General features: G+C 70.7%; 20 protein-coding genes and 1 pseudogene. 11 read left to right on the top strand and 10 right to left on the bottom strand.

Features of this window, described 5'->3' with window-relative positions:
- Nucleotides 1–502 precede the first annotated feature (502 nt).
- Entirely contained in the window at nucleotides 503–1,009 is a 507-nt protein-coding gene (locus ACGFU6_RS06380; RefSeq protein WP_393608464.1) for a hypothetical protein, read from the top strand.
- Nucleotides 1,010–1,100: 91 nt separating this feature from the next.
- Nucleotides 1,101–1,367 (top strand): annotated as a pseudogene (locus ACGFU6_RS06375) (hypothetical protein); the annotation flags it as partial.
- 91 nt (nucleotides 1,368–1,458) lie between these two features.
- Here the strand turns inward: ACGFU6_RS06375 and ACGFU6_RS06370 are convergent.
- On the bottom strand, nucleotides 1,459–2,121 hold the full coding sequence (locus ACGFU6_RS06370; RefSeq protein ID WP_393608463.1) for a hypothetical protein: 663 nt from the start codon (nucleotides 2,119–2,121) through the stop codon (nucleotides 1,459–1,461).
- Here ACGFU6_RS06370 and gndA point away from each other — a divergent pair.
- A complete protein-coding gene (gene gndA / locus ACGFU6_RS06365; protein WP_393608462.1) occupies nucleotides 2,111–3,550 on the top strand; it encodes an NADP-dependent phosphogluconate dehydrogenase in 1,440 nt (479 codons plus the stop codon). The two genes, ACGFU6_RS06370 and gndA, sit on opposite strands and share 11 nt — an antisense overlap.
- Before the next feature lie 73 nt (nucleotides 3,551–3,623).
- Here the strand turns inward: gndA and ACGFU6_RS06360 are convergent, their stop codons facing one another.
- Together ACGFU6_RS06360 and ACGFU6_RS06355 are read right to left on the bottom strand one after the other, a co-directional pair.
- Nucleotides 3,624–5,300: a sigma-70 family RNA polymerase sigma factor gene (locus tag ACGFU6_RS06360; protein WP_393608460.1), complete on the bottom strand. Its 1,677-nt coding sequence runs from the start codon at nucleotides 5,298–5,300 to the stop codon at nucleotides 3,624–3,626.
- A gap of 129 nt (nucleotides 5,301–5,429) precedes the next feature.
- A complete protein-coding gene (locus tag ACGFU6_RS06355) occupies nucleotides 5,430–6,125 on the bottom strand; it encodes a type 1 glutamine amidotransferase domain-containing protein (RefSeq protein WP_393608458.1) in 696 nt (231 codons plus the stop codon).
- Between the two features lie 235 nt (nucleotides 6,126–6,360).
- Between ACGFU6_RS06355 and ACGFU6_RS06350 the strand changes: the two genes are divergently transcribed.
- Nucleotides 6,361–6,969, top strand: a complete 609-nt coding sequence (locus ACGFU6_RS06350) for an HAD-IA family hydrolase (protein WP_393608457.1) — start codon at nucleotides 6,361–6,363, stop codon at nucleotides 6,967–6,969.
- A 50-nt stretch (nucleotides 6,970–7,019) separates the two neighbouring features.
- Complete coding sequence (locus ACGFU6_RS06345; RefSeq protein WP_393608455.1) at nucleotides 7,020–7,331, top strand: hypothetical protein; 312 nt, start codon at nucleotides 7,020–7,022, stop codon at nucleotides 7,329–7,331.
- Here ACGFU6_RS06345 and ACGFU6_RS06340 read toward each other — a convergent pair.
- Nucleotides 7,313–8,133, bottom strand: a protein-coding gene (locus tag ACGFU6_RS06340; protein WP_393608454.1) for an IS5 family transposase whose coding sequence is annotated in 2 segments (ribosomal slippage) — nucleotides 7,313–7,782 and nucleotides 7,782–8,133 — 822 coding nt in all. Because the reading frame shifts where the segments join, the coding sequence is not laid out codon by codon here. The two genes, ACGFU6_RS06345 and ACGFU6_RS06340, sit on opposite strands and share 19 nt — an antisense overlap.
- A 267-nt stretch (nucleotides 8,134–8,400) precedes the next feature.
- On the opposite strand from ACGFU6_RS06340, the gene ACGFU6_RS06335 reads away from it, so the two are divergent.
- The 4 genes from ACGFU6_RS06335 (at nucleotide 8,401) to ACGFU6_RS06320 (ending at nucleotide 11,589) form a co-directional block, all read left to right on the top strand.
- Nucleotides 8,401–9,156 (top strand): MgtC/SapB family protein, encoded by a 756-nt coding sequence (locus ACGFU6_RS06335; RefSeq protein ID WP_393608452.1) that lies wholly within the window; start codon nucleotides 8,401–8,403, stop codon nucleotides 9,154–9,156.
- A gap of 184 nt (nucleotides 9,157–9,340) precedes the next feature.
- Nucleotides 9,341–10,417: a Dyp-type peroxidase gene (locus ACGFU6_RS06330; protein ID WP_393608450.1), complete on the top strand. Its 1,077-nt coding sequence runs from the start codon at nucleotides 9,341–9,343 to the stop codon at nucleotides 10,415–10,417.
- Nucleotides 10,417–11,214, top strand: a complete 798-nt coding sequence (locus ACGFU6_RS06325) for a family 1 encapsulin nanocompartment shell protein (RefSeq protein WP_393608448.1) — start codon at nucleotides 10,417–10,419, stop codon at nucleotides 11,212–11,214. Before ACGFU6_RS06330 ends, ACGFU6_RS06325 begins: the two co-directional genes overlap by 1 nt.
- Nucleotides 11,215–11,268: 54 nt before the next feature.
- Nucleotides 11,269–11,589, top strand: coding sequence for a hypothetical protein (locus ACGFU6_RS06320; protein ID WP_393608447.1), 321 nt, complete (start codon nucleotides 11,269–11,271; stop codon nucleotides 11,587–11,589).
- 62 nt (nucleotides 11,590–11,651) lie between these two features.
- Here the strand turns inward: ACGFU6_RS06320 and ACGFU6_RS06315 are convergent, their stop codons facing one another.
- The 3 genes from ACGFU6_RS06315 to panD are packed head-to-tail and all read right to left on the bottom strand — an operon-like array spanning nucleotide 11,652 to nucleotide 13,165.
- Nucleotides 11,652–12,308 (bottom strand): arylsulfatase, encoded by a 657-nt coding sequence (locus ACGFU6_RS06315; RefSeq protein WP_393608445.1) that lies wholly within the window; start codon nucleotides 12,306–12,308, stop codon nucleotides 11,652–11,654.
- Nucleotides 12,309–12,346: 38 nt separating this feature from the next.
- Nucleotides 12,347–12,709 carry a GNAT family N-acetyltransferase gene (locus ACGFU6_RS06310; protein ID WP_393608444.1) on the bottom strand — a complete coding sequence of 121 codons (363 nt, stop codon included), beginning with the start codon at nucleotides 12,707–12,709 and terminating at the stop codon, nucleotides 12,347–12,349.
- Nucleotides 12,710–12,739: 30 nt separating this feature from the next.
- On the bottom strand, nucleotides 12,740–13,165 hold the full coding sequence (gene panD, locus ACGFU6_RS06305) for an aspartate 1-decarboxylase (RefSeq protein WP_393608442.1): 426 nt from the start codon (nucleotides 13,163–13,165) through the stop codon (nucleotides 12,740–12,742).
- A gap of 264 nt (nucleotides 13,166–13,429) precedes the next feature.
- On the opposite strand from panD, the gene ACGFU6_RS06300 reads away from it, so the two are divergent.
- Nucleotides 13,430–13,723: a hypothetical protein gene (locus tag ACGFU6_RS06300; protein WP_393608441.1), complete on the top strand. Its 294-nt coding sequence runs from the start codon at nucleotides 13,430–13,432 to the stop codon at nucleotides 13,721–13,723.
- Here ACGFU6_RS06300 and ACGFU6_RS06295 read toward each other — a convergent pair.
- The 3 genes from ACGFU6_RS06295 to ACGFU6_RS06285 all read right to left on the bottom strand — a co-directional run bounded on the left by ACGFU6_RS06295 (nucleotide 13,704) and on the right by ACGFU6_RS06285 (nucleotide 16,586).
- A complete protein-coding gene (locus ACGFU6_RS06295; protein ID WP_393608439.1) occupies nucleotides 13,704–13,997 on the bottom strand; it encodes a DUF1330 domain-containing protein in 294 nt (97 codons plus the stop codon). The two genes, ACGFU6_RS06300 and ACGFU6_RS06295, sit on opposite strands and share 20 nt — an antisense overlap.
- A 199-nt stretch (nucleotides 13,998–14,196) precedes the next feature.
- The gene (locus ACGFU6_RS06290) at nucleotides 14,197–15,879 is read right to left on the bottom strand and encodes an L-aspartate oxidase (RefSeq protein WP_393608438.1); all 1,683 of its coding nucleotides are present in this window, start codon (nucleotides 15,877–15,879) and stop codon (nucleotides 14,197–14,199) included.
- A 41-nt stretch (nucleotides 15,880–15,920) separates the two neighbouring features.
- Nucleotides 15,921–16,586 carry a carboxymuconolactone decarboxylase family protein gene (locus ACGFU6_RS06285; RefSeq protein WP_393608436.1) on the bottom strand — a complete coding sequence of 222 codons (666 nt, stop codon included), beginning with the start codon at nucleotides 16,584–16,586 and terminating at the stop codon, nucleotides 15,921–15,923.
- A gap of 139 nt (nucleotides 16,587–16,725) precedes the next feature.
- Here ACGFU6_RS06285 and ACGFU6_RS06280 point away from each other — a divergent pair, with 139 nt between their 5' ends.
- Nucleotides 16,726–17,022 (top strand): winged helix-turn-helix transcriptional regulator, encoded by a 297-nt coding sequence (locus tag ACGFU6_RS06280; protein WP_393608435.1) that lies wholly within the window; start codon nucleotides 16,726–16,728, stop codon nucleotides 17,020–17,022.
- The last annotated feature ends 238 nt before the right edge of the window (nucleotides 17,023–17,260 follow it).

Genomic DNA, 17,260 nt, shown 5'->3' with positions numbered 1-17,260 from the left:
GCCGGAGCCGGCGCACCCGGCCAGCGCCGGTGCGCCCACGGCAGATCACTGGAGAGCGGGGCCGCCCGGCCCCCGTCCGGCCTGTGCGGGACGGCCCTGAAGCGACCATGAAACGGCTATGAGTCCGCGGTGGTCACGGATTGCCGTGACCACCGCGGACTTCCTCACCGCACCGACAGCGGGGATGGGACGGTGCGGGCGGCCCTACGGGATCAGCAGCCCTGCTCAGGCGCGGAACCCGATTGGGAGAGCGCTCTCCCAATCACGAACAGTGTTGCCCCGCCGCTCGGGGGGTGTCAAGACGAACGAGCAGGCCGCAGGAGTTCGTCGCTGCTTCAGGAGCTCCCGCAGCGACGGGAGGGGTTGCCGGCAACCGTGGAGGGGCTGGGTTCGACACCGGCGGCCGGTCAGTACCGTGGCCGTGGACGAGAGGCTCCAAAACCGGCGTCGGGCATCCGGCTCGCGGAAGCGCTCGCCCGCCACTTCCAAGGAGGAGACGTACATGAAGACGTACATGCCTCTTGATGACCAGGGCACTTGGGCTCTGCTCCGACAACTCGATGACCCGCAGCACATGGAGTTCCCGCGCGGCCACGACCACGCCACCGCCAGAACCCGGTTCGAACAGCTCGCAGCCCGTCTGGACACGCGGTTCCAATGCGCCTGCAGCGTCGACCGCGAGGTACAGGACGCCAGCCACCACGGAACGGTCGTGATCCCCGCAACCGCCGCTCACAGTGCCGAACACATCACTGTGGTCATCAGCAACTTCGGCAACCTGGCCATCATGACCTTGGGTGATCCAGGCGTCTACGACGAGGAGGAGGAGCGTGAGTTCTTCCACACCACCGATCGACTCCGCATCGGGGAAGAACTCGACGCCCTCGGCTACACCGTCATCTCGGAGCACCTGCTCCGGACGAGATACGACGGGGTCAGCGACCTCGTCTCCTACTACCCGCCCGAGTACCACCCGACGTGGTGGATCCGCTTCTTCGACTACCTGTGACCCCGCCTTCAGGGTGCTCGGCAGAAGCATTCCGCCAGTTCCCGTACCCACAGCCGCCGCCGGAGAACCGGGACTGACTGATCGTTCCAGAATGAGTCGAGCTCGGGTCTTGCACTCGGCGATCTTGGTCGGCGGGGTGTCCGGAGTGCGTGCTGATCTTGTTCCTGACGACCTGTGGGAGCGTGTTGCCCCGCTGCTGCCGCCCGCTCCCGAGCGCCGCCGATTGCGTCGGCTGCGGGACTGGACCGAGTCCGGCGTCCGGCCCCGCCTGCATGCCACCCTGTTGACCGAGCTTCGCCGCGCCGGCCTGCTGCACCTGGACGACTGCTCCGTGGACGGGTCCCACGTCCGGGACCTGATCTCGCGCCGTCGCAACCCGCTATGACAAGCGCGGCTACGTCTTCCTTCGAACGGTCACTGCGGCGGCGGCCCCGGCCATCTGGTTGCGGTCATGAATCGACGTGCTGGTCCTCTGCCCTCAACATGACCGGCTCGGTGTCGAGCGGCCAGCGATGGCCGGCGTCATGCAACCTACTCAACGCCGAGTGGTCATTGGCCACCAGCACCTGGGCCAGCCGGGCTGCCGCGGCGACTACGGCAGACCAGCCAGGTGAGTCCATGAATGCCTCGTCACGAGCCGCAGTCCCGACCGATTCCTGTACCGCGCCGTAGGCAGCACCGAGACGCGCCATCAGCTCGACCTCCTCCTCGCTGCGAAGGCACTGCCCCAGCCACGGCAGAGGACTGTTCGCGTCGCAGAAGTCGTCGAAGAGCACGTGGACGGTGTGGTCGAGGTCCTCGAACCGATCCGAATCGAGCCACACCTCTCGCTGCCATGCCGGACTGGCCAATGCCACGACCGCAGACACGACATGGAGGCGGTAGTGAGGCAGCGCAATGCCGTGATCAATCACAAGTAAAGGGTACGCATCCGATGATCGGTGCCCACGGGCATGGCACGCCCGTTCGGGGCACATCGGCGACACCTCGGCAGCCGCACGGTCCGCGATCGGATGTACCTCGTAAGCTCGGTAGTCCGTTCCACCATGGTGGTCGGCCGAACTGCCGAAGACCACGAAACCGGAAGCAGGCGGAACCTCGATGAGCAGCACAGCGCAGATCGGTGTCACAGGACTTGCCGTCATGGGGCGCAACCTGGCCCGGAACTTCGCCCGCAACGGATACACCGTTGCTGTGCACAACCGTACGGCCGCCCGTACCCGCGAACTCGTCGAGGAGTTCGGCGATGAGGGTGATTTCATCGCCGCGGAGAGTGCCGAGGATTTCGTGGCAGCGCTGGAGAAGCCACGACGTCTGGTCGTCATGGTGAAGGCCGGAGAGCCCACGGACGCGGTGATCGCGGAGTTCACGCCCCTCCTGGAACCCGGCGACGTGATCATCGACGGAGGCAACGCGCACTTCGCGGACACGCGCCGCCGGGAGCAGGCTCTGCGCAAGCAGGGCATCCACTTCGTCGGCACCGGGGTGTCCGGCGGCGAAGAAGGGGCGCTCAACGGGCCGAGCATCATGCCGGGCGGCAGCCGGGAGTCCTACGAATCACTCGGTCCGATGCTGGAGAAGATCTCCGCGAAGGCCAAGGACGGCGCACCGTGCGTCACGCATGTCGGCCCAGACGGTGCCGGGCACTTCGTGAAGATGACGCACAACGGCATCGAGTACGCGGACATGCAGCTCATCGGTGAGGCCTACCAGCTGCTCCGCGACGTGGCGGGATACTCCCCCGCGCAGATCGCGGACATCTTCCGTACCTGGAACACCGGGCGCCTGGACTCCTACCTCATCGAGATCACCGCGGAGGTGCTGTCGCACGTCGATGCGGCGACCGGCAAGCCCTTCGTCGATGTCGTGCGTGACCAGGCGGAGCAGAAGGGCACCGGGCGCTGGACCGTGCAGATCGCCCTGGACCTGGGCGTCCCGGTCTCCGGCATCGCCGAGGCCGTCTTCGCCCGCTCCGTCTCCGGCCACGCCGACCTCCGCGAAGCCTCACAACACCTCGCCGGACCGACCGCCCACAAGCTCGGCAAGGACGAGGCGGCGGCATTCGCCGACCAGGTCGAGCAGGCCCTGTACGCCTCGAAGATCGTCGCCTACACCCAGGGCTTCCACGAGATCGCGGCCGGCAGCGAGCAGTACGACTGGGACATCGACCTCGGCAAGGTCGCCGCGATCTGGCGCGGTGGCTGCATCATCCGGGCCGCGTTCCTCGACAGGATCACCAGCGCCTACGAGGCCCAGCCCGACATGCCGAGCCTCCTCTCCGACAAGAGCTTCGCGCAGGAGATCGCCGCCGCCCAGGACGACTGGCGCGCCGTCGTCGCCGCCGCAGTGACCCAGGGCGTTCCCACCCCGGCCTTCGCCGCCACCCTCGCCTACTACGACTCCCTGCGCGCCGAACGTCTCCCCGCCGCCCTCACCCAGGGCCAGCGCGACTACTTCGGCGCCCACACCTACCGCCGGGTCGACCGCGACGGCGTCTTCCACACCCTCTGGGGCGGCGACAAGACCGAAGTCGAGAACTGACGGGCGGGCGGGCTGACCGCCGGCCGGTCAGCCGGCTCCGGACAGATGTGCCGGACCCGCTGTGCCGGACGGCTCACATCTTGGCGCCGAAGTCCTGGGTCCACCACGGTCCGCCGGAACCCTTGTGGATGCCGACGCCGAGGTCCTTGAAGGAACAGTTGAGGATGTTGGCGCGGTGACCCGGACTGTTCATCCAGGACTCCATCACCGATTCGGGAGTCTGCTGCCCCCGGGCTATGTTCTCGCCGTACGTCGACCAGTGGTACCCGGCATCGGTGATGCGGCGTCCGGGGTCGGCGCCGTCGGGGTTGGTGTGCTCGAAGAAGTCACGGGCGGCCATGTCCTCGGAGTGGCGCAGTGCCGCGTCCGTGAGCTGCGCGTCCTCCTTGACCGGCCCGCACCCGGACTTCGCCCGCTCCTGGTTGACCAGGGCAACGACCTGGGCCGTCTCGCTCGCGGGGGCGGGTTGCGTGGCGGGGGCGCTCGACGGGCGGGGCATGGACGTCTTCTCCGGCGGCGGGGCGACGGTCTTGGGCGGTTTGCGGGCCGGGGAGGCGGAGGCGCTCCGCTTTGTGGACGGCGAGGGCGAGACCGGGTGCGAAGGTGAGGGCGACGCGGACGCCGAGGGCGGCGATGAGGTGGTGGCCGGGCTCTCGGACGCCGTGAGATCGGCGATGGGGGCCGCCGAGGTGCGCGACGCGCTGTCTTCCCCGGCCCCCGTTCCAGGCCCGAGGGCCGCGTACCAGAGGCCTCCGCCGGTCATGCACGCCACCACCACCGCGCCGCCGACCGCCCGGCGCTGGATCCGCCGGCGCCGGCGTGCGGCGGCCCGGGAGGTGTCCCTGCCGCCCGTGTGCCGCCCGCCCCCGGAACGGTGGCGGGCGGGGCGGGCCGCGGTCGCGCCGTCGCCCGCCGCGGCGTCGAGAGCGTGTGCGGCGGCGACCGGCGCCGCGTCGTCCCGGGCGGGCCACAGCACGAGGAGCGCCGCGGGCACAGCCACCAGCGCGAGTCCGGCCAGCAGGCCCTCGGCGGGCATCAGACCGCTCCACAGACCGGCGCACCGGAGGCAGTCACGGGCGTGCCGGGCTATTCGCTTGCGCCACAGTGCCGAGGGGCGGCCGTCCCAGGTGGTCAGGACGGCGCGGAGTTCCTCGCACGGCGGATGCGCGCCGAGGGCCCGCACGACGACGCGGGCCGTCTCCAGCTGCGCCTTCATCCGCTGCACCCGGACCGCCGCGTACTGCGGCGAGAGCTCCAGCGCCTGGGCCACCTCGGTCCGGGTCAGCTCCCCCGCGCACTCCAGCCACCACAGCGACAGCAGGCCCCGGTCGTCCGGCTCCAGCCAGCGCGTCGCGCACGCCGTCTCCTGGCGCTGTCCGGACAACTGCAGGCGCATCATCGTCAGGTCGACGAAGTCGGCCCCCGGGTCAGCGATCTCCCCGGCCTCCTCCAGCGTGCCGGGGGCGATGTCGCGGTCCCGCCAGTGCGCACGTATCTGGTTCATCGCGATCGCCACCAGCCAGGAGCGGAAGCTCTCCGGGGTGCGCAGACCGCCGAGGCCGTCCAGTGCGCGGAGCATGGTGTCCTGCACCACGTCGTCGACGTCCGCCGAACCGTTCAGGGCCCGGCCCACGATGTTGTAGACGAGCGGAAGGTAGGCGCTGGCCAGTGCGTCCTGCGCCCCCGCGTCCCCGTTGCGCGCGGCGATCACCAGTGGCACCGGGTCCACCGTGTGCTGCTGACTGCTCATGTCTCAGATCCCTGTCCTGTAGGCCGCTGATGATGCCCGATGACTGGGAGACCGCCGCGGGCGGCCGGGATATCAGTTCCTCCGACCGGAGTTTCCGGTACGGGTCCGGCGCGCGCCGGACCCGACGGCTCAGGCGAGTTTCTTGAGCAGCTCGTCCGCGAGCGGTGCGGCGGAGGCCGGGTTCTGGCCGGTGACCAGATTCCGGTCGACGACCACGTACGGGGCCCACGGCTCGCCCTCCTGGAAGTCGGTGCCGATCTCCACCAGGCGGTCCTGGAGCAGCCACTTGGCCTTGTCCGCGAACCCGGCCTGGCTCTCCTCCGTGTTGGTGAAGCCGGTGAGCCGGTAGCCGGCGAAGGCGTTGGTGCCGTCGCTCTTCGTGGCCGCGAGAACGGCGGCCGGGGCGTGGCAGACGATGCCGAGCGGCAGCCTCGACTCCAGCGCCCTGGTCAGCAGCTTCCCGGAGTCCACGTTCACCGCCAGGTCCTCCATGGGGCCGTGGCCGCCGGGGTAGAACACCGCCGCGTAGTCCGCCAGGTCGACGTCCGCCAGGCTCAGGGGCCGCTGGAGTTCGCTCATGGAGGCAAGGACGTCCGCCACCCGGTCGGCGTTCTCCTGACCGTCGTTGAACTCCGGCGCCAGGCTTCCCCGGTCCACGGTCGGCACCACGCCGCCGGGAGTGGCGACGACGATCTCGTACCCGGCGGCCTTGAACCGCTCGTACGGTGCGACGGCCTCCTCGGCCCAGAAGCCGGTCGGGTGCACGCTCCCGTCGGCGAGGGTCCAGTGGTCGGAACCGGTCATCACGAAAAGGATCTTTGCCATCTCACATCTTCCGCAGGGCCCGGCGTCAGCCGTCCGGGACGATCACGCGCGTTTCGCGCCTACGGGCCCGACCGTACGGTGCCCACCCGCCGGAGCCCGGCAGGGGCGCTACGGTGGGGCGCCGGAAAGCCATTGGGATGACGTGGGTGGAGCAGACGGCGGGCGCCCGCCGGCCGTCGGGCCGGATCGCCGGCCGGGACACGTGTGTCGTCGTTCAACGGACGGAGAGCCGGTCATGCCCGCCCGTCTCATCGACGCGGTGCTCTGCGACATCGACGGAGTGATCCGGCACTGGCCCGTGGCGGATGCCCTTGAGGACGCGCACGGCCTCCCCCGAGGCGCGCTCGCCGCGGCGGCCTTCGCACCGGCCCGGTTGCTTCCTGCCATCACGGGCGAGGTGACCGACGAGCAGTGGCGGTCCGCCGTGGCGAGCGACCTGGCCGAGGTCTGCGGGTCGGTGGACCGGGCCGGGGCCGCGGTGGCCGCCTGGGCCGGGCTCGTCCCCCTCGTCGATCCGGAGGTGGTCGCGCTCCTGACCGCGGTCCGGGAGGTGGCGGTGGTGGCCCTGGTCTCCAATGCCACCACGAGGCTGGAGCGCGACCTCGCCCGGCAGGGCCTGACCGGCGTGGCCGACACGGTGGTGAACACCGCCCGCATCGGCGTCGCCAAGCCCGACCCCCGGGTCTACCGCATCGCTGCCGAGCGCGTCGGGACCGCGGCGGGCCACTGCCTGTTCGTGGACGACACCGAGGCCAATGTGGCCGCTGCCCGGCGCGAAGGCATGACCGCGCTCCACTTCCGTGGGCCACAGGATCTGCGTGCCGCCCTCGCCCCGCTGCTTTAGACGATGTCTCAGTTGGCGCGATCGCTTGGTGACCGGCAGGATGCACCGGCATGGCAGACCTCGAGCTTCAGCGTGTCAACGGCATCGCCCTCACTGCGGTGCAGGCTCTGCTAGGGCTGATCTCATCCGACGTGGTAGCGGTAGCGGTAGCGGTTGCGGCCGAGGAGCAAAGAGTGTTGCTCTCCTTCTGGGTGCGTCGCCATACCGCTGAGATCGACGAAGACATCGCCGATGCGATTGGCGACCTGGAGGCGTTTCTCCATCCAGAGATTCCGCTGATCGAGCCGCGCGTCATGGTGGGCATGCCGGACGCGGCTGACACGCAGCCTCACGAGCGCATGATCTATTGGGCCAAGTCATAGAGCTGCACCGCTCTGTGGTAGCAGATGAGGGTGCAGGCGATGCCGAGAAAAGCGAGGAAGTGCTCAGCCTTGCGCTCGTAACGTCGGTGCAGACGACGGCAGCCGTTCAGCCAGGACGTCGCGCGCTCGACTACCCAGCGGTGCCGGCCCAGACGGCCGGACGGTTCGACGCCGCGGCGGGCGATGCGCGGCACGATCTGCCGACGGCGCAGCCATCCTCGCAGGTGGTCGAAGTCGTAGCCCTTGTCCGCGTGGAGTTTGGCCGGGCGCCGGCGCCGGGGTCCATAGCGGGAGCGGATCGGCGGAATGCCGCGCATCAGCGGGATCAGGGCCTGGCTGTCGTGGAGGTTGGCGCCGGAGATACCCACCGAGATCGGCAGCCCGTTGCGGTCACAGATGACGTGCATCTTGGACCCGAGTTTGCCGCGATCGGTCGGATTCGGTCCGGTCAGGGGCCCCCTTTGACCGCTCGGACGCTGGCCGAGTCGATTGCGCAGCGCGACCAGTCCAGCTCGCCGTGCGCGCCGAGCCGGTCGAGGACCACGCGGTGCAGCTTGGCCCAGACCCGGGCCGCGGACCAGTCGGTGAAGCGACGGTGGACCGTCTGCCAGGAGGCCCCGAAGACCGGTGGCACCTGCCGCCAGGCGCAGCCCGAGGTAGCGACGAAGATGATCGCGGCCAGCACTGCGCGATCATCGCACCTCCGGCGGCCCCCACCTTGAGCGCGGACCGGCGGCTCCGGCGCCACGTCCTGGAAGATCTCCCACAGCCCGTCCGGGACCAAGCGCACAACTATGTCCATGCTCAGAACAACGAGCGATCGCCAATCAAGACACCGTCTTAGCACGCGCCGTCCCCCGCACGCGGGAGCAGACGGTGCGCGGTCCCCGGCCCAATCGGCGGAATCCCCGGCTCCGCAGTCCCGGCGGCGCCCCGGACCGTACGAGCCCGGCCGGTACGGTAAGGCATCGCGCCGCCGCCACCGTCGCGCCGCCCGGCCCGGCGGAGTGACGGCGCTTTCCTTCCGGCGGCCGGCTGCCCGGAAGGTCTCAAGGGCTTCGGAGGGTCTGTGGCAATCGACATCAATGAACCGTTCGGTCAGAACTGGACGCACGCGGCACAGTTCGGCATCGCGTTCGGGCTCTCCTGCGCGATCGGGATCGAACGGGAGATCCGCCAGAAGGCGGCCGGTCTGCGCACGTACACGATCGTCGGGCTCGGGGCCGCCCTGTTCACCCTGGTCAGCAAGTTCGGCTTCTCGGACGTGCTGGTCACCGGGCAGGTCGAGTTGGACCCGTCCCGGGTGGCGGCGCAGATCGTCTCCGGGCTCGGGTTCATCGGAGGTGGCGTCATCTTCGTCCACCGCGGCTCGGTCAAGGGGCTGACCACGGCCGCGTCGATCTGGCTGACCGCGGCGGTCGGCTGCGCGGCCGGCGCGGGTCTGCCCGTCCTGGCGACTCTCGCCACACTCGCCTACTTCCTGGTGTCGTACGGCGTCCGGCCACTGGCCCACCGCCTCCCGGCGCTGCGCAACGCCTCGATCGGGTACCGGATCACCTACACGGAGGGGGTGGGCGCGCTGCGGGAGCTGGTCAAACACTGCACGGAGGCGGGGTTCGCGATCTCCGAGCTGACCACGCTCGCCGCCGACGGCGAGGGGATGTTCCGGCGCCGCCGCCGGTCGGAGACCGAGCCGCCGCCCGAGCGGACCGTCGAGGTCGCGCTCAGCGTGCAGGGCAGGGGTGATCCGGACGCGTTGATGGCCAGGCTGTCGAGCACCACGGGCGTGCTGGCGTGCAGCCGGAGTGACCTCGCGGACGAGTGAACGGTCCGGGGAGGGGGCGGGGCGCGCGCCGCGCCGGCGCGTAGATCGCCCGGTCGGACGCGCCGAGGTGCGGCACCCCGCCGGGTGTGGGTAAGTGGCAGCGGGCCCCGCTGCCGTCACATACGCGGGTACCGCCGTACCGCCGTACCGCCTTGTCGCCCACGCCACCTCATGGAGCCGCCGCATGCCCGGGACCACCGAGGAAGCGGCCGCGGCGCAGCCCGTGGTCGCGCCGCTGACCAGCGCGGCCCTGATCCTGGTCGCCACGATCGAGCCGGGCGGTGAGCCCGCTGTCCGCGAGGCACTGCCGGAGCTGGCGGCCCTCGCCCGCTCCATCGGGTTCCGTTTCCCCGGCGCGGGGCTGGCCTGTGTGACCGGGTTCGGTTCCGATGCCTGGGGCCGGCTGTTCGCGGGGCCGCGCCCCGCCTCGCTCCACCCCTTCCAGGAGCTCCACGGGCCCCGCCACCACGCCCCCGCCACCCCGGGCGATCTGCTGTTCCACATCCGGGCCGAGCGGATGGACGTGTGCTACGAGTGGGCGTCCCAGTTGCTCGGCCGGCTCGGCGGCGCGGTGAAGGTCGTCGACGAGACGCACGGGTTCCGTTACTTCGACCACCGGGACCTGCTGGGCTTCGTCGACGGCACCGAGAACCCGGTGGGGCCGGACGCGCGGTCGGCGGCGCTGGTCGGTGACGAGGACCCGGACTTCGCGGGCGGCAGCTACGTCGTCGTACAGAAGTACCTGCACGATCTGACGTCGTGGAACGCGCTGAGCACCGAGGAGCAGGAACGGGTGATCGGGCGGACCAAGTTCACGGACATCGAGTTCGCCGACGACGTCAAACCCGCCGACTCCCACGTGGCGCTGAACACCATCACGGACCCGGACGGCACGGAGCGCGACATCCTGCGTGCCAACATGCCGTTCGGCAGCTTCGGGCAGGGTGAGTTCGGTACGTACTTCATCGGGTACGCCGCCGATCCCGGCGTCACCGAGCAGATGCTCCGCAACATGTTCCTCGGCAGTCCCCCCGGCACCCACGACCGCATCCTCGACTTCTCGACCGCGGTCACCGGCACGCTCTTCCACGCCCCCAGCGCCGACTTCCTCGACGCCCCGCCGCCGTCGCCCGCGTCCGCCGAGGCCGGGATCCGGGCCCTGCCGGAGCCGGCGTCCGCGCCGGCTCCGCAGGCCCTGGTCCCGCCGGGCTCCTGTGACGGTTCGCTGCACATCGGCAGCCTGCAAGAAAGCGCCCAGTGATGAACAACCTCCACCGCGAACTCGCCCCTGTCACGCAAGCCGCCTGGGACCAGATCGAGGAGGAGGCCCGGCGCACCTTCAGCCGCCATCTGGCGGGCCGCCGCGTCGTCGACGTCCGCGGTCCCGAGGGCGCGCAGCTGGCGGCCGTCGGCGACGGCCACCTCCGGGAGATCGATCCGCCCACCCCCGATGTGCTGGCCCGTGCCCGCACATCGGTGCCGGTCATCGAGTGGCGGGTGCCGTTCACGGTGACCCGGGCGGCCGTGGACGATGTGGAGCGCGGCTCCGACGACAGCGACTGGCAGCCGGTCAAGGACGCCGCCAGGACCTGTGCGTTCGCGGAGGACATGGCGCTCATCGACGGCTACGCGGCGGCCGGGATCACCGGTCTGCGGGACGGGTCCTCGCACACCCCGCTGGCGCTTCCGGCGGACGCGCGGGACTATCCGGCCACGGTCAGCCAGGCACTGACCAAGCTGCGGCTGGCCGGTGTCGACGGGCCCTACCGGCTGCTGCTCGGCGCGGACGCGTTCACGGAGGCGACGGAGACGTCCGACCACGGGTACCCGGTCTCCACCCATCTGGCCCGGCTGCTGGACGACCAGATCCTGTGGGCGCCGGCGGTGGCGGGCGGGGTGCTGCTCTCCACTCGGGGCGGCGACTTCGAGCTGTGCCTGGGCGAGGATCTGTCGATCGGCTACCAGGAGCACGACGCGACGACCGTCAGCCTGTACTTCTACCAGTCGTTCACGTTCCGGATGCTGACGCCGGAGGCCGTCGTCCCGATCATCGCCTGATCGCGGCTCGTGCCGGAGGCTCAGGACGCCGAGCCTCCGGCACGAGTCCGGAAAATGACGGTGCTCATCGAGGCGGCCGAGGGACAAAAACGCCGCGGCCGGTCAGCCGTGACGGCCGAGCGCATCGCTCAGCCGACCGGTGAGGGCTCCGGCTCCGGCGGCGGCACCGGCTCGGGGTCAGGAGCGGGCGGCTGCGGAATCGGGTCGGGCGAGGGGCCCGGCGGTGTCGGGACCGGCGGCGTCGGCCCCGGGCCGGGCGGCACCGGTGTGGGCTCCGGCAGCGGCTGGGGCGGCCCCGGTACGGGCCCCGGGGTGGGCGCGGGCGGAACGGGGTCGGGGAACGGATGGGTCATCTCGGGCCTCCGAACGGTCTGAGTGGATCTCCTCCACCGTCTCCCGGAGCGGCTGCCCGCGCCCGGCGAGTCCATACGTTCGGGCTACGAATGATCCGCCCGGCCCACCGCAGCGGCTGCCGCAGCCGCTGCGGCCAGGCCCGGCCGCGGGCTGGACAGCACCGGAATCCGCGTGACCGTGCGGGTGACGGCACCGGCCATGGACGCCTGGGCCAGCACGATCACGTCGGCGTCCGTCACCGCGTCGGTGGCCGAGGCCACCAGATCCAGGTAGCCGTCGTACTCGCCCGCCTCGAAGCGCTCCCAGGCGCCCTCGACCAGCACGGTGCGCACCTCCACCCGCCGGCCCGCCCTGTCGGCCTCCTCGGCGAGCAGCGCGAGGGTCGGCGGCAGAGTGGCGGCGACGGTCGCGATGACCGTCACCCGCTCCTCGCGGGCGGCTGCGGCCGCCATCGGCCGGTCGACCCGTAGCACCGGGACGCCGAGTGCCGGGCCGAGCGACTCGGCGACCCCGCCGATCGTCGAGCACGTACAGAGCACCGCCGTGGCCCCCTCGGCGACCGCGGTGGCGAGCACCGCCTCGACGTCGCCCGCCACCGCCTGCGGCCCGCTCTCCCCGGCCCGGTCGAGGAGGTCCTCGAGCACGAGGTGGCGCAGGACGAGCTCCGGATGGCCGGCGTCGCGCAGGGCGTCGAAGACCGGGACATGGGCCGGGGAGGTGTGCAGCAGAGCCAGGGGCATGGGCGAAACGCTACCGGCCCCGCCGCCTGCCCCGGTGATCAGTACAGCTCGGGACGCGACGTGAGCTGTTCCTTCGCCCGCTCCACCAGTTCGTCCGGGGCCTGCGGTGCCTCGTCGGGGTGGCGCGACGCCCACTTCGCCGCGTACGGGCAGAGCGGCACGACGGGGACGCCATCCCGGCCCGCCATGGCGTAGACCTCCCTGACCAGAGCGCTCCCGATCCCCTTGCCCTCGTGCCCCGGCTCGACGACCGTGTGCACGGCGACGAGCGCGGCCGGTGCCCCGTCCATCACGAAGTACACGACGACGCCGACGGCCGTGCCGTTCTCGTACGCGAGCAGCTTGCCGGCCGCCCGGTCGTCGACGAGGTCGAGTCCGTTCCGTCCGCTCCGGTCCGCCATGTCGGGTGCTCCTTCGTCGGGTCGGTCGCTTCAGCGCGCCGAGGGCACGGCGTGCGGGCTGCGCGCGGTGTCGGTACCCGGAACGGGAGCGGAGGCGTCCGCCCCGAGCTCGACGATCCGGTTGCCCGCGTCGACGTGGACGACACGCGGGACCAGGCCGCGCGCCTCGACGTCGTCGACCTGCGCGTAGCTGATCAGGATGACCAGGTCGCCGGGGTGCACGAGGTGGGCGGCCGCGCCGTTGATCCCGATCACCCCGGAGCCGCGCTCACCCTCGATGACGTACGTCTCAAGCCGGGCGCCGTTGTCGATGTCCACGATGTGCACGAGCTCGCCGGGCAGCAGATCCGCCGCCTCCATGAGCTCGGCGTCGACGGTGACGGAGCCGACGTAGTGCAGGTCGGCCTGGGTCACGGTGGCCCGGTGGATCTTGGACTTGAACATGGTGCGCATCATCGAGGCACTCCTGGATTTAGGCTCCCTGCCTGCGTTTTTGCAGGTCAAGGGCTGTTTCGACATCCTACAGCGAGTCGCACGCCCGAGCAGCTTTCCCCGGTTTGCACTCTCAATGCTCCACCGTGGCGACAGCGACAAGCCTACGCAGCGCCCCGAAGCGCGTCCGTGATCACCGTCACACAGGCTGTCCGGACGACGGTCAGGAGCGAAGGCGCTCGGGGGAAGTCGCGTCACGCGCCGCCGCCATGGGCCGAACGCGTTGGCATGTTCGACCACGCCGTCGACCGCGGTCTCTTCGGCATCGTCCTGGCCAGAGGGCTCTTCGACTACCTCGAAGAGCCCTTCGCCCGAGCCCTGATCCCCACCGCCCTGTCCCGCCTGCTCCGGCCCGGAGGCACCTTCTACTTCTCCAACATCGCAGCTCCGAACCCCTGCGCCGCCCTGATGACCCACATCTGCCGCTGGCGCCTCGGGCGCGGAGGAGCCGCGGTGACCCCCACAGCGGACTCGGTGGTCGTCGTTGACGCGGCGCCGGTCGTCAGTCGAGGCCTTCGATGATGCGGAAGTCGCGTTCGACGGCGTCTGCGAGAGCGGCCAGCGCCTCCTGGTACGCCGCGCTCGCGTGTGCCGCGACTGCCTGATCGAAGCTGTCGAACTCGATCAGGATGGTGCGCTCGGCGATGCCTGCGTCGTGTGCGACGGCCCTGCCGCCGCGGGCGAGGAGCCGGCCGCCCCCGGCCCGGACCGCCGGACCGGCCAGCCTGTCATAGGCAGCCAGCTTCTCGGGGTCGGTGATGGTGCGGTACGCACTGACCCAATAGCCCTTGGCCATGAGACCTCCACTGCTCGCGACTGTACGTCTGACTTCGAATTCGGACTTCATGGTCTTCCAAGACCAAGGGACGCTCAGAAGCATGCTCAGATCCATGCCCGGCGCGCTGTGGGTCAGCGAGCCGGCAGAGATGGCGTCGGCACCGGTCTCCGCGACCGCGCGCAGGTCGTCCAAGGTGGACGGCCGGGGGTGTCCACGGTCACTGCTCCCGAAGAAGAGGAGGGAGGGTCGGAGGGTATTGCGCTGTGGCTGTGGTGCGTACCGCGAGGGAACGGTCGGGGCGCATGGTTACGGTCAAGTGGCGCTGCCAGGCCGCGTCCTTGCGGTCGTCATGGTCCTCGCGCCAGTGGCAGCCACGGGTCTCCTCGCGGCTCTGTGCGGCGGCGACCAGGGCGCGGGCCACGCACAGGAGGTTCGTCGCCTCCCAGGACTCGACGCCGGGGACCGCCGGCTTGCGGTCGTCGGGGGTTTCGGCGTCGGCGTCCGCCCTGAGCGATTCGAGACGCGCGGCAGCCTCCGCGAGGCTCGACGACGAGCGGACCACTCCGGCTCCCTGCGTCATGATCCGCTGGATCGGGAGCCGGGAGCCGGGAGCCTGGAGCGGGAGCGTGACGCCCCCGATGATCTCCGGTTCGGGCCGGTTGTGGGACGTTGCCGTGATGTGTCGCGCGGTGCGTTCCGCGAAGACCAGGCCCTCCAGGAGGGAGTTGGAGGCGAGGCGGTTGGCGCCGTGGACTCCGTTGCACGCCACCTCGCCGCAGGCGTAGAGGCCGGGGACGGTGGTGCGGCCGTGCAGGTCGGTGCGTACGCCGCCCGCTGCGTGGTGAGCGGCCGGGAAGACGGGGATCGGCTCCTTGACCGGGTCGATGCCGTGGCTGCGGCAAACGGCGAGGATCGTGGGGAAGCGGGTCTGCCACATCTCGCGGCCGAAGTGGCGGGCGTCCAGGTACATGTGTTCGGTGCCATGGAGCTGTATCTGGCGGGTGACGGCCTTGGCGACGATGTCGCGGGGGGCCAGTTCGGCAAGTTCGTGCTGCCCGAGCATGAAGCGGGTGCCGGTCGCGTCGACCAGGTGCGCGCCCTCGCCCCGTACCGCCTCGGAGACCAGGGGCTGCCGGCCCTCGGATCCGGAGCCCAGAAAGAGGACGGTGGGGTGGAACTGGACGAATTCGAGGTCGGAGACCTCTGCGCCGGCGCGCAGGGCAAGCGCCACGCCATCACCCGTGGAGAGGGAGGGGTTGGTCGTCGCGGAGAAGACCTGGCCCATTCCGCCGGTGGCCAGCACGACGGCGGGTGCGCGGACCGCGCCGACTCCGTCGTGTTCGCCCTCGCCCATGACGTGCAGAGTCACGCCCGCCGCGCGGCCCCCGGTGTCCGTCAACAGGTCCAGGACCAGGGCGCCCTCAATCGTGCGGAGGGCCGCAGACCGCACCGCATCGACCAGTGCGCGCGAGACCTCCGCACCCGTGGCGTCGCCGCCCGCGTGGACGACGCGGCGACGGTGGTGGCCGCCCTCACGGGCGAGGTGGAGGCCGCCCTCCGGCGAGGTGTCGAAGCGGGCTCCGGTGGCGATCAGCCGTCGTACGGCGTCAGGGCCCTCGGTGACCAGGGCACGGACCGCGTTCTCGTCGCAGAGCCCGGCCCCGGCGACCAGCGTGTCGTCCAGATGCTGCTGAGGGGTGTCGCCCTCGCCATGGGCTGACGCGATGCCGCCCTGGGCCCAGCGCGTGGAGCCGTCACCCAGGCCGGTCTTGGTGACGACGACGGTGCGCAGGCCGGCCGCATCACAGCGCAGGGCCACGGTGAGGCCTGCCACGCCGGATCCGACGACCACGACGTCCGCGTCGATCGACCAGCCCGGGGCCGGCGCGTGCAGGCGCATGCCGGTCGCGGTGGCTGTTCCCGTTCCTGTTGCGGACACGGTCACCGGGAGCCCCCGAACGTGAGCGGGGTGTTGGCGATATGACGGGCGGCGCCTGCCCTGGGGGTCACCGGGACGGCCTGATCGCCGGTGTGGTCGTCGGGGGCCCCGGTGAAGTCGGAGAAGCGTGGTGCGCCGGGCTCGTGCGGTATGCGTGCGGTGCGCGCCGCGAAGCTGACTGCGTGGTACCACCCGCACAACAGCAGCAGGTCGAGCAGTTGGAGGTCATCGAAGACCGAGGCCAGCCGTGCCCACGACGCGTCATCGATGTCGGAGCGCTCGTGCAGCATGTCGACAGCGAGGATGAGCAGCCGTTCCGGCTCGGAAGTCCAGCACGGGTCGTCCGGACCGCCGTGCACCAGTGACGTCGCCTGCTCGCGGGTGAGTTCGACCCGCTCGGCGAACGACATCATGTGCACGCCCCACTCGTACTCGCAGCCGCACCGCGCGCACGTCCGGTCGATGACGATCTCGCGTTCCCGCATGGTCAGCGTCAGCTGTCGGCCCAACTCGTAGCGGCCCCACCCGTGCATGGCGCCGGCCATCGGGAGGTTTCGGGCGAACATCCTGAACAGCCCGATCGGTTGAGTGTTGCTGGGCATCATGCGCGCGAGCAGTGCGCCGGCCCGGTCGCTGTACGGCGGCTCCACCAGGGCTATCCGAGACATCGGTTCTCCCGTCGAGTTCGTTTCGAAATCAGAAACACCGGGTGGATGTTAGTGTTTCTAATAACGAAACACAAGGAGGGTCATGCCGACACCGCGCCCAGGAGTTCCGGTACGTGGATCGACGACCGGCCGCCCCCTCATGGCCGCATTGGACCTGTTCGGCCGCCGGTGGGCACTGCGCATTCTCTGGGAGCTGCGTGCGGGTCCAGTCGGTGCCCGCGCACTGCTGGCGCGGTGCGAGGGATTGTCGTCCAGCGTCCTTTATCAGCGCCTCCGCGAACTCACATCGAGCGGGATCATCACACCCTCGGCCGATGGCTACGAGCTCACCCGGCTGGGCACAGAACTCAGTGGCGCCTTCGGCCGGCTCGACGAGTGGGCGATCACCTGGGCGCAGGAGCTGGAACGCAACGGCCAAGAGCCCACGGAAGCCTGAAGGTCACACCTGGCCAGATAGAGCCGTGATGCGCCTGGAACCAGGAGTTCCTGGGGGAATCGTTCGCCACCGGAGACGGTGGCAACGGCCTCCACGAGTTCGTCGTCCACGGCTACGGGCCCCACGGCCACCAGGCCGCGAAGGAGACGGTCGGGCAGATTCAGCACCGGCAGCGCGACCACGGCGCCACCCCGTGCGGCCCTGATCACCGACGCCGACGGCCGCCACCCGCTCCACC

The organism is Streptomyces sp. NPDC048462 (genome assembly GCF_043200175.1).
Classification (GTDB): domain Bacteria; phylum Actinomycetota; class Actinomycetes; order Streptomycetales; family Streptomycetaceae; genus Streptomyces.
This window is presented reverse-complemented; position numbering and strand designations above follow the sequence as displayed.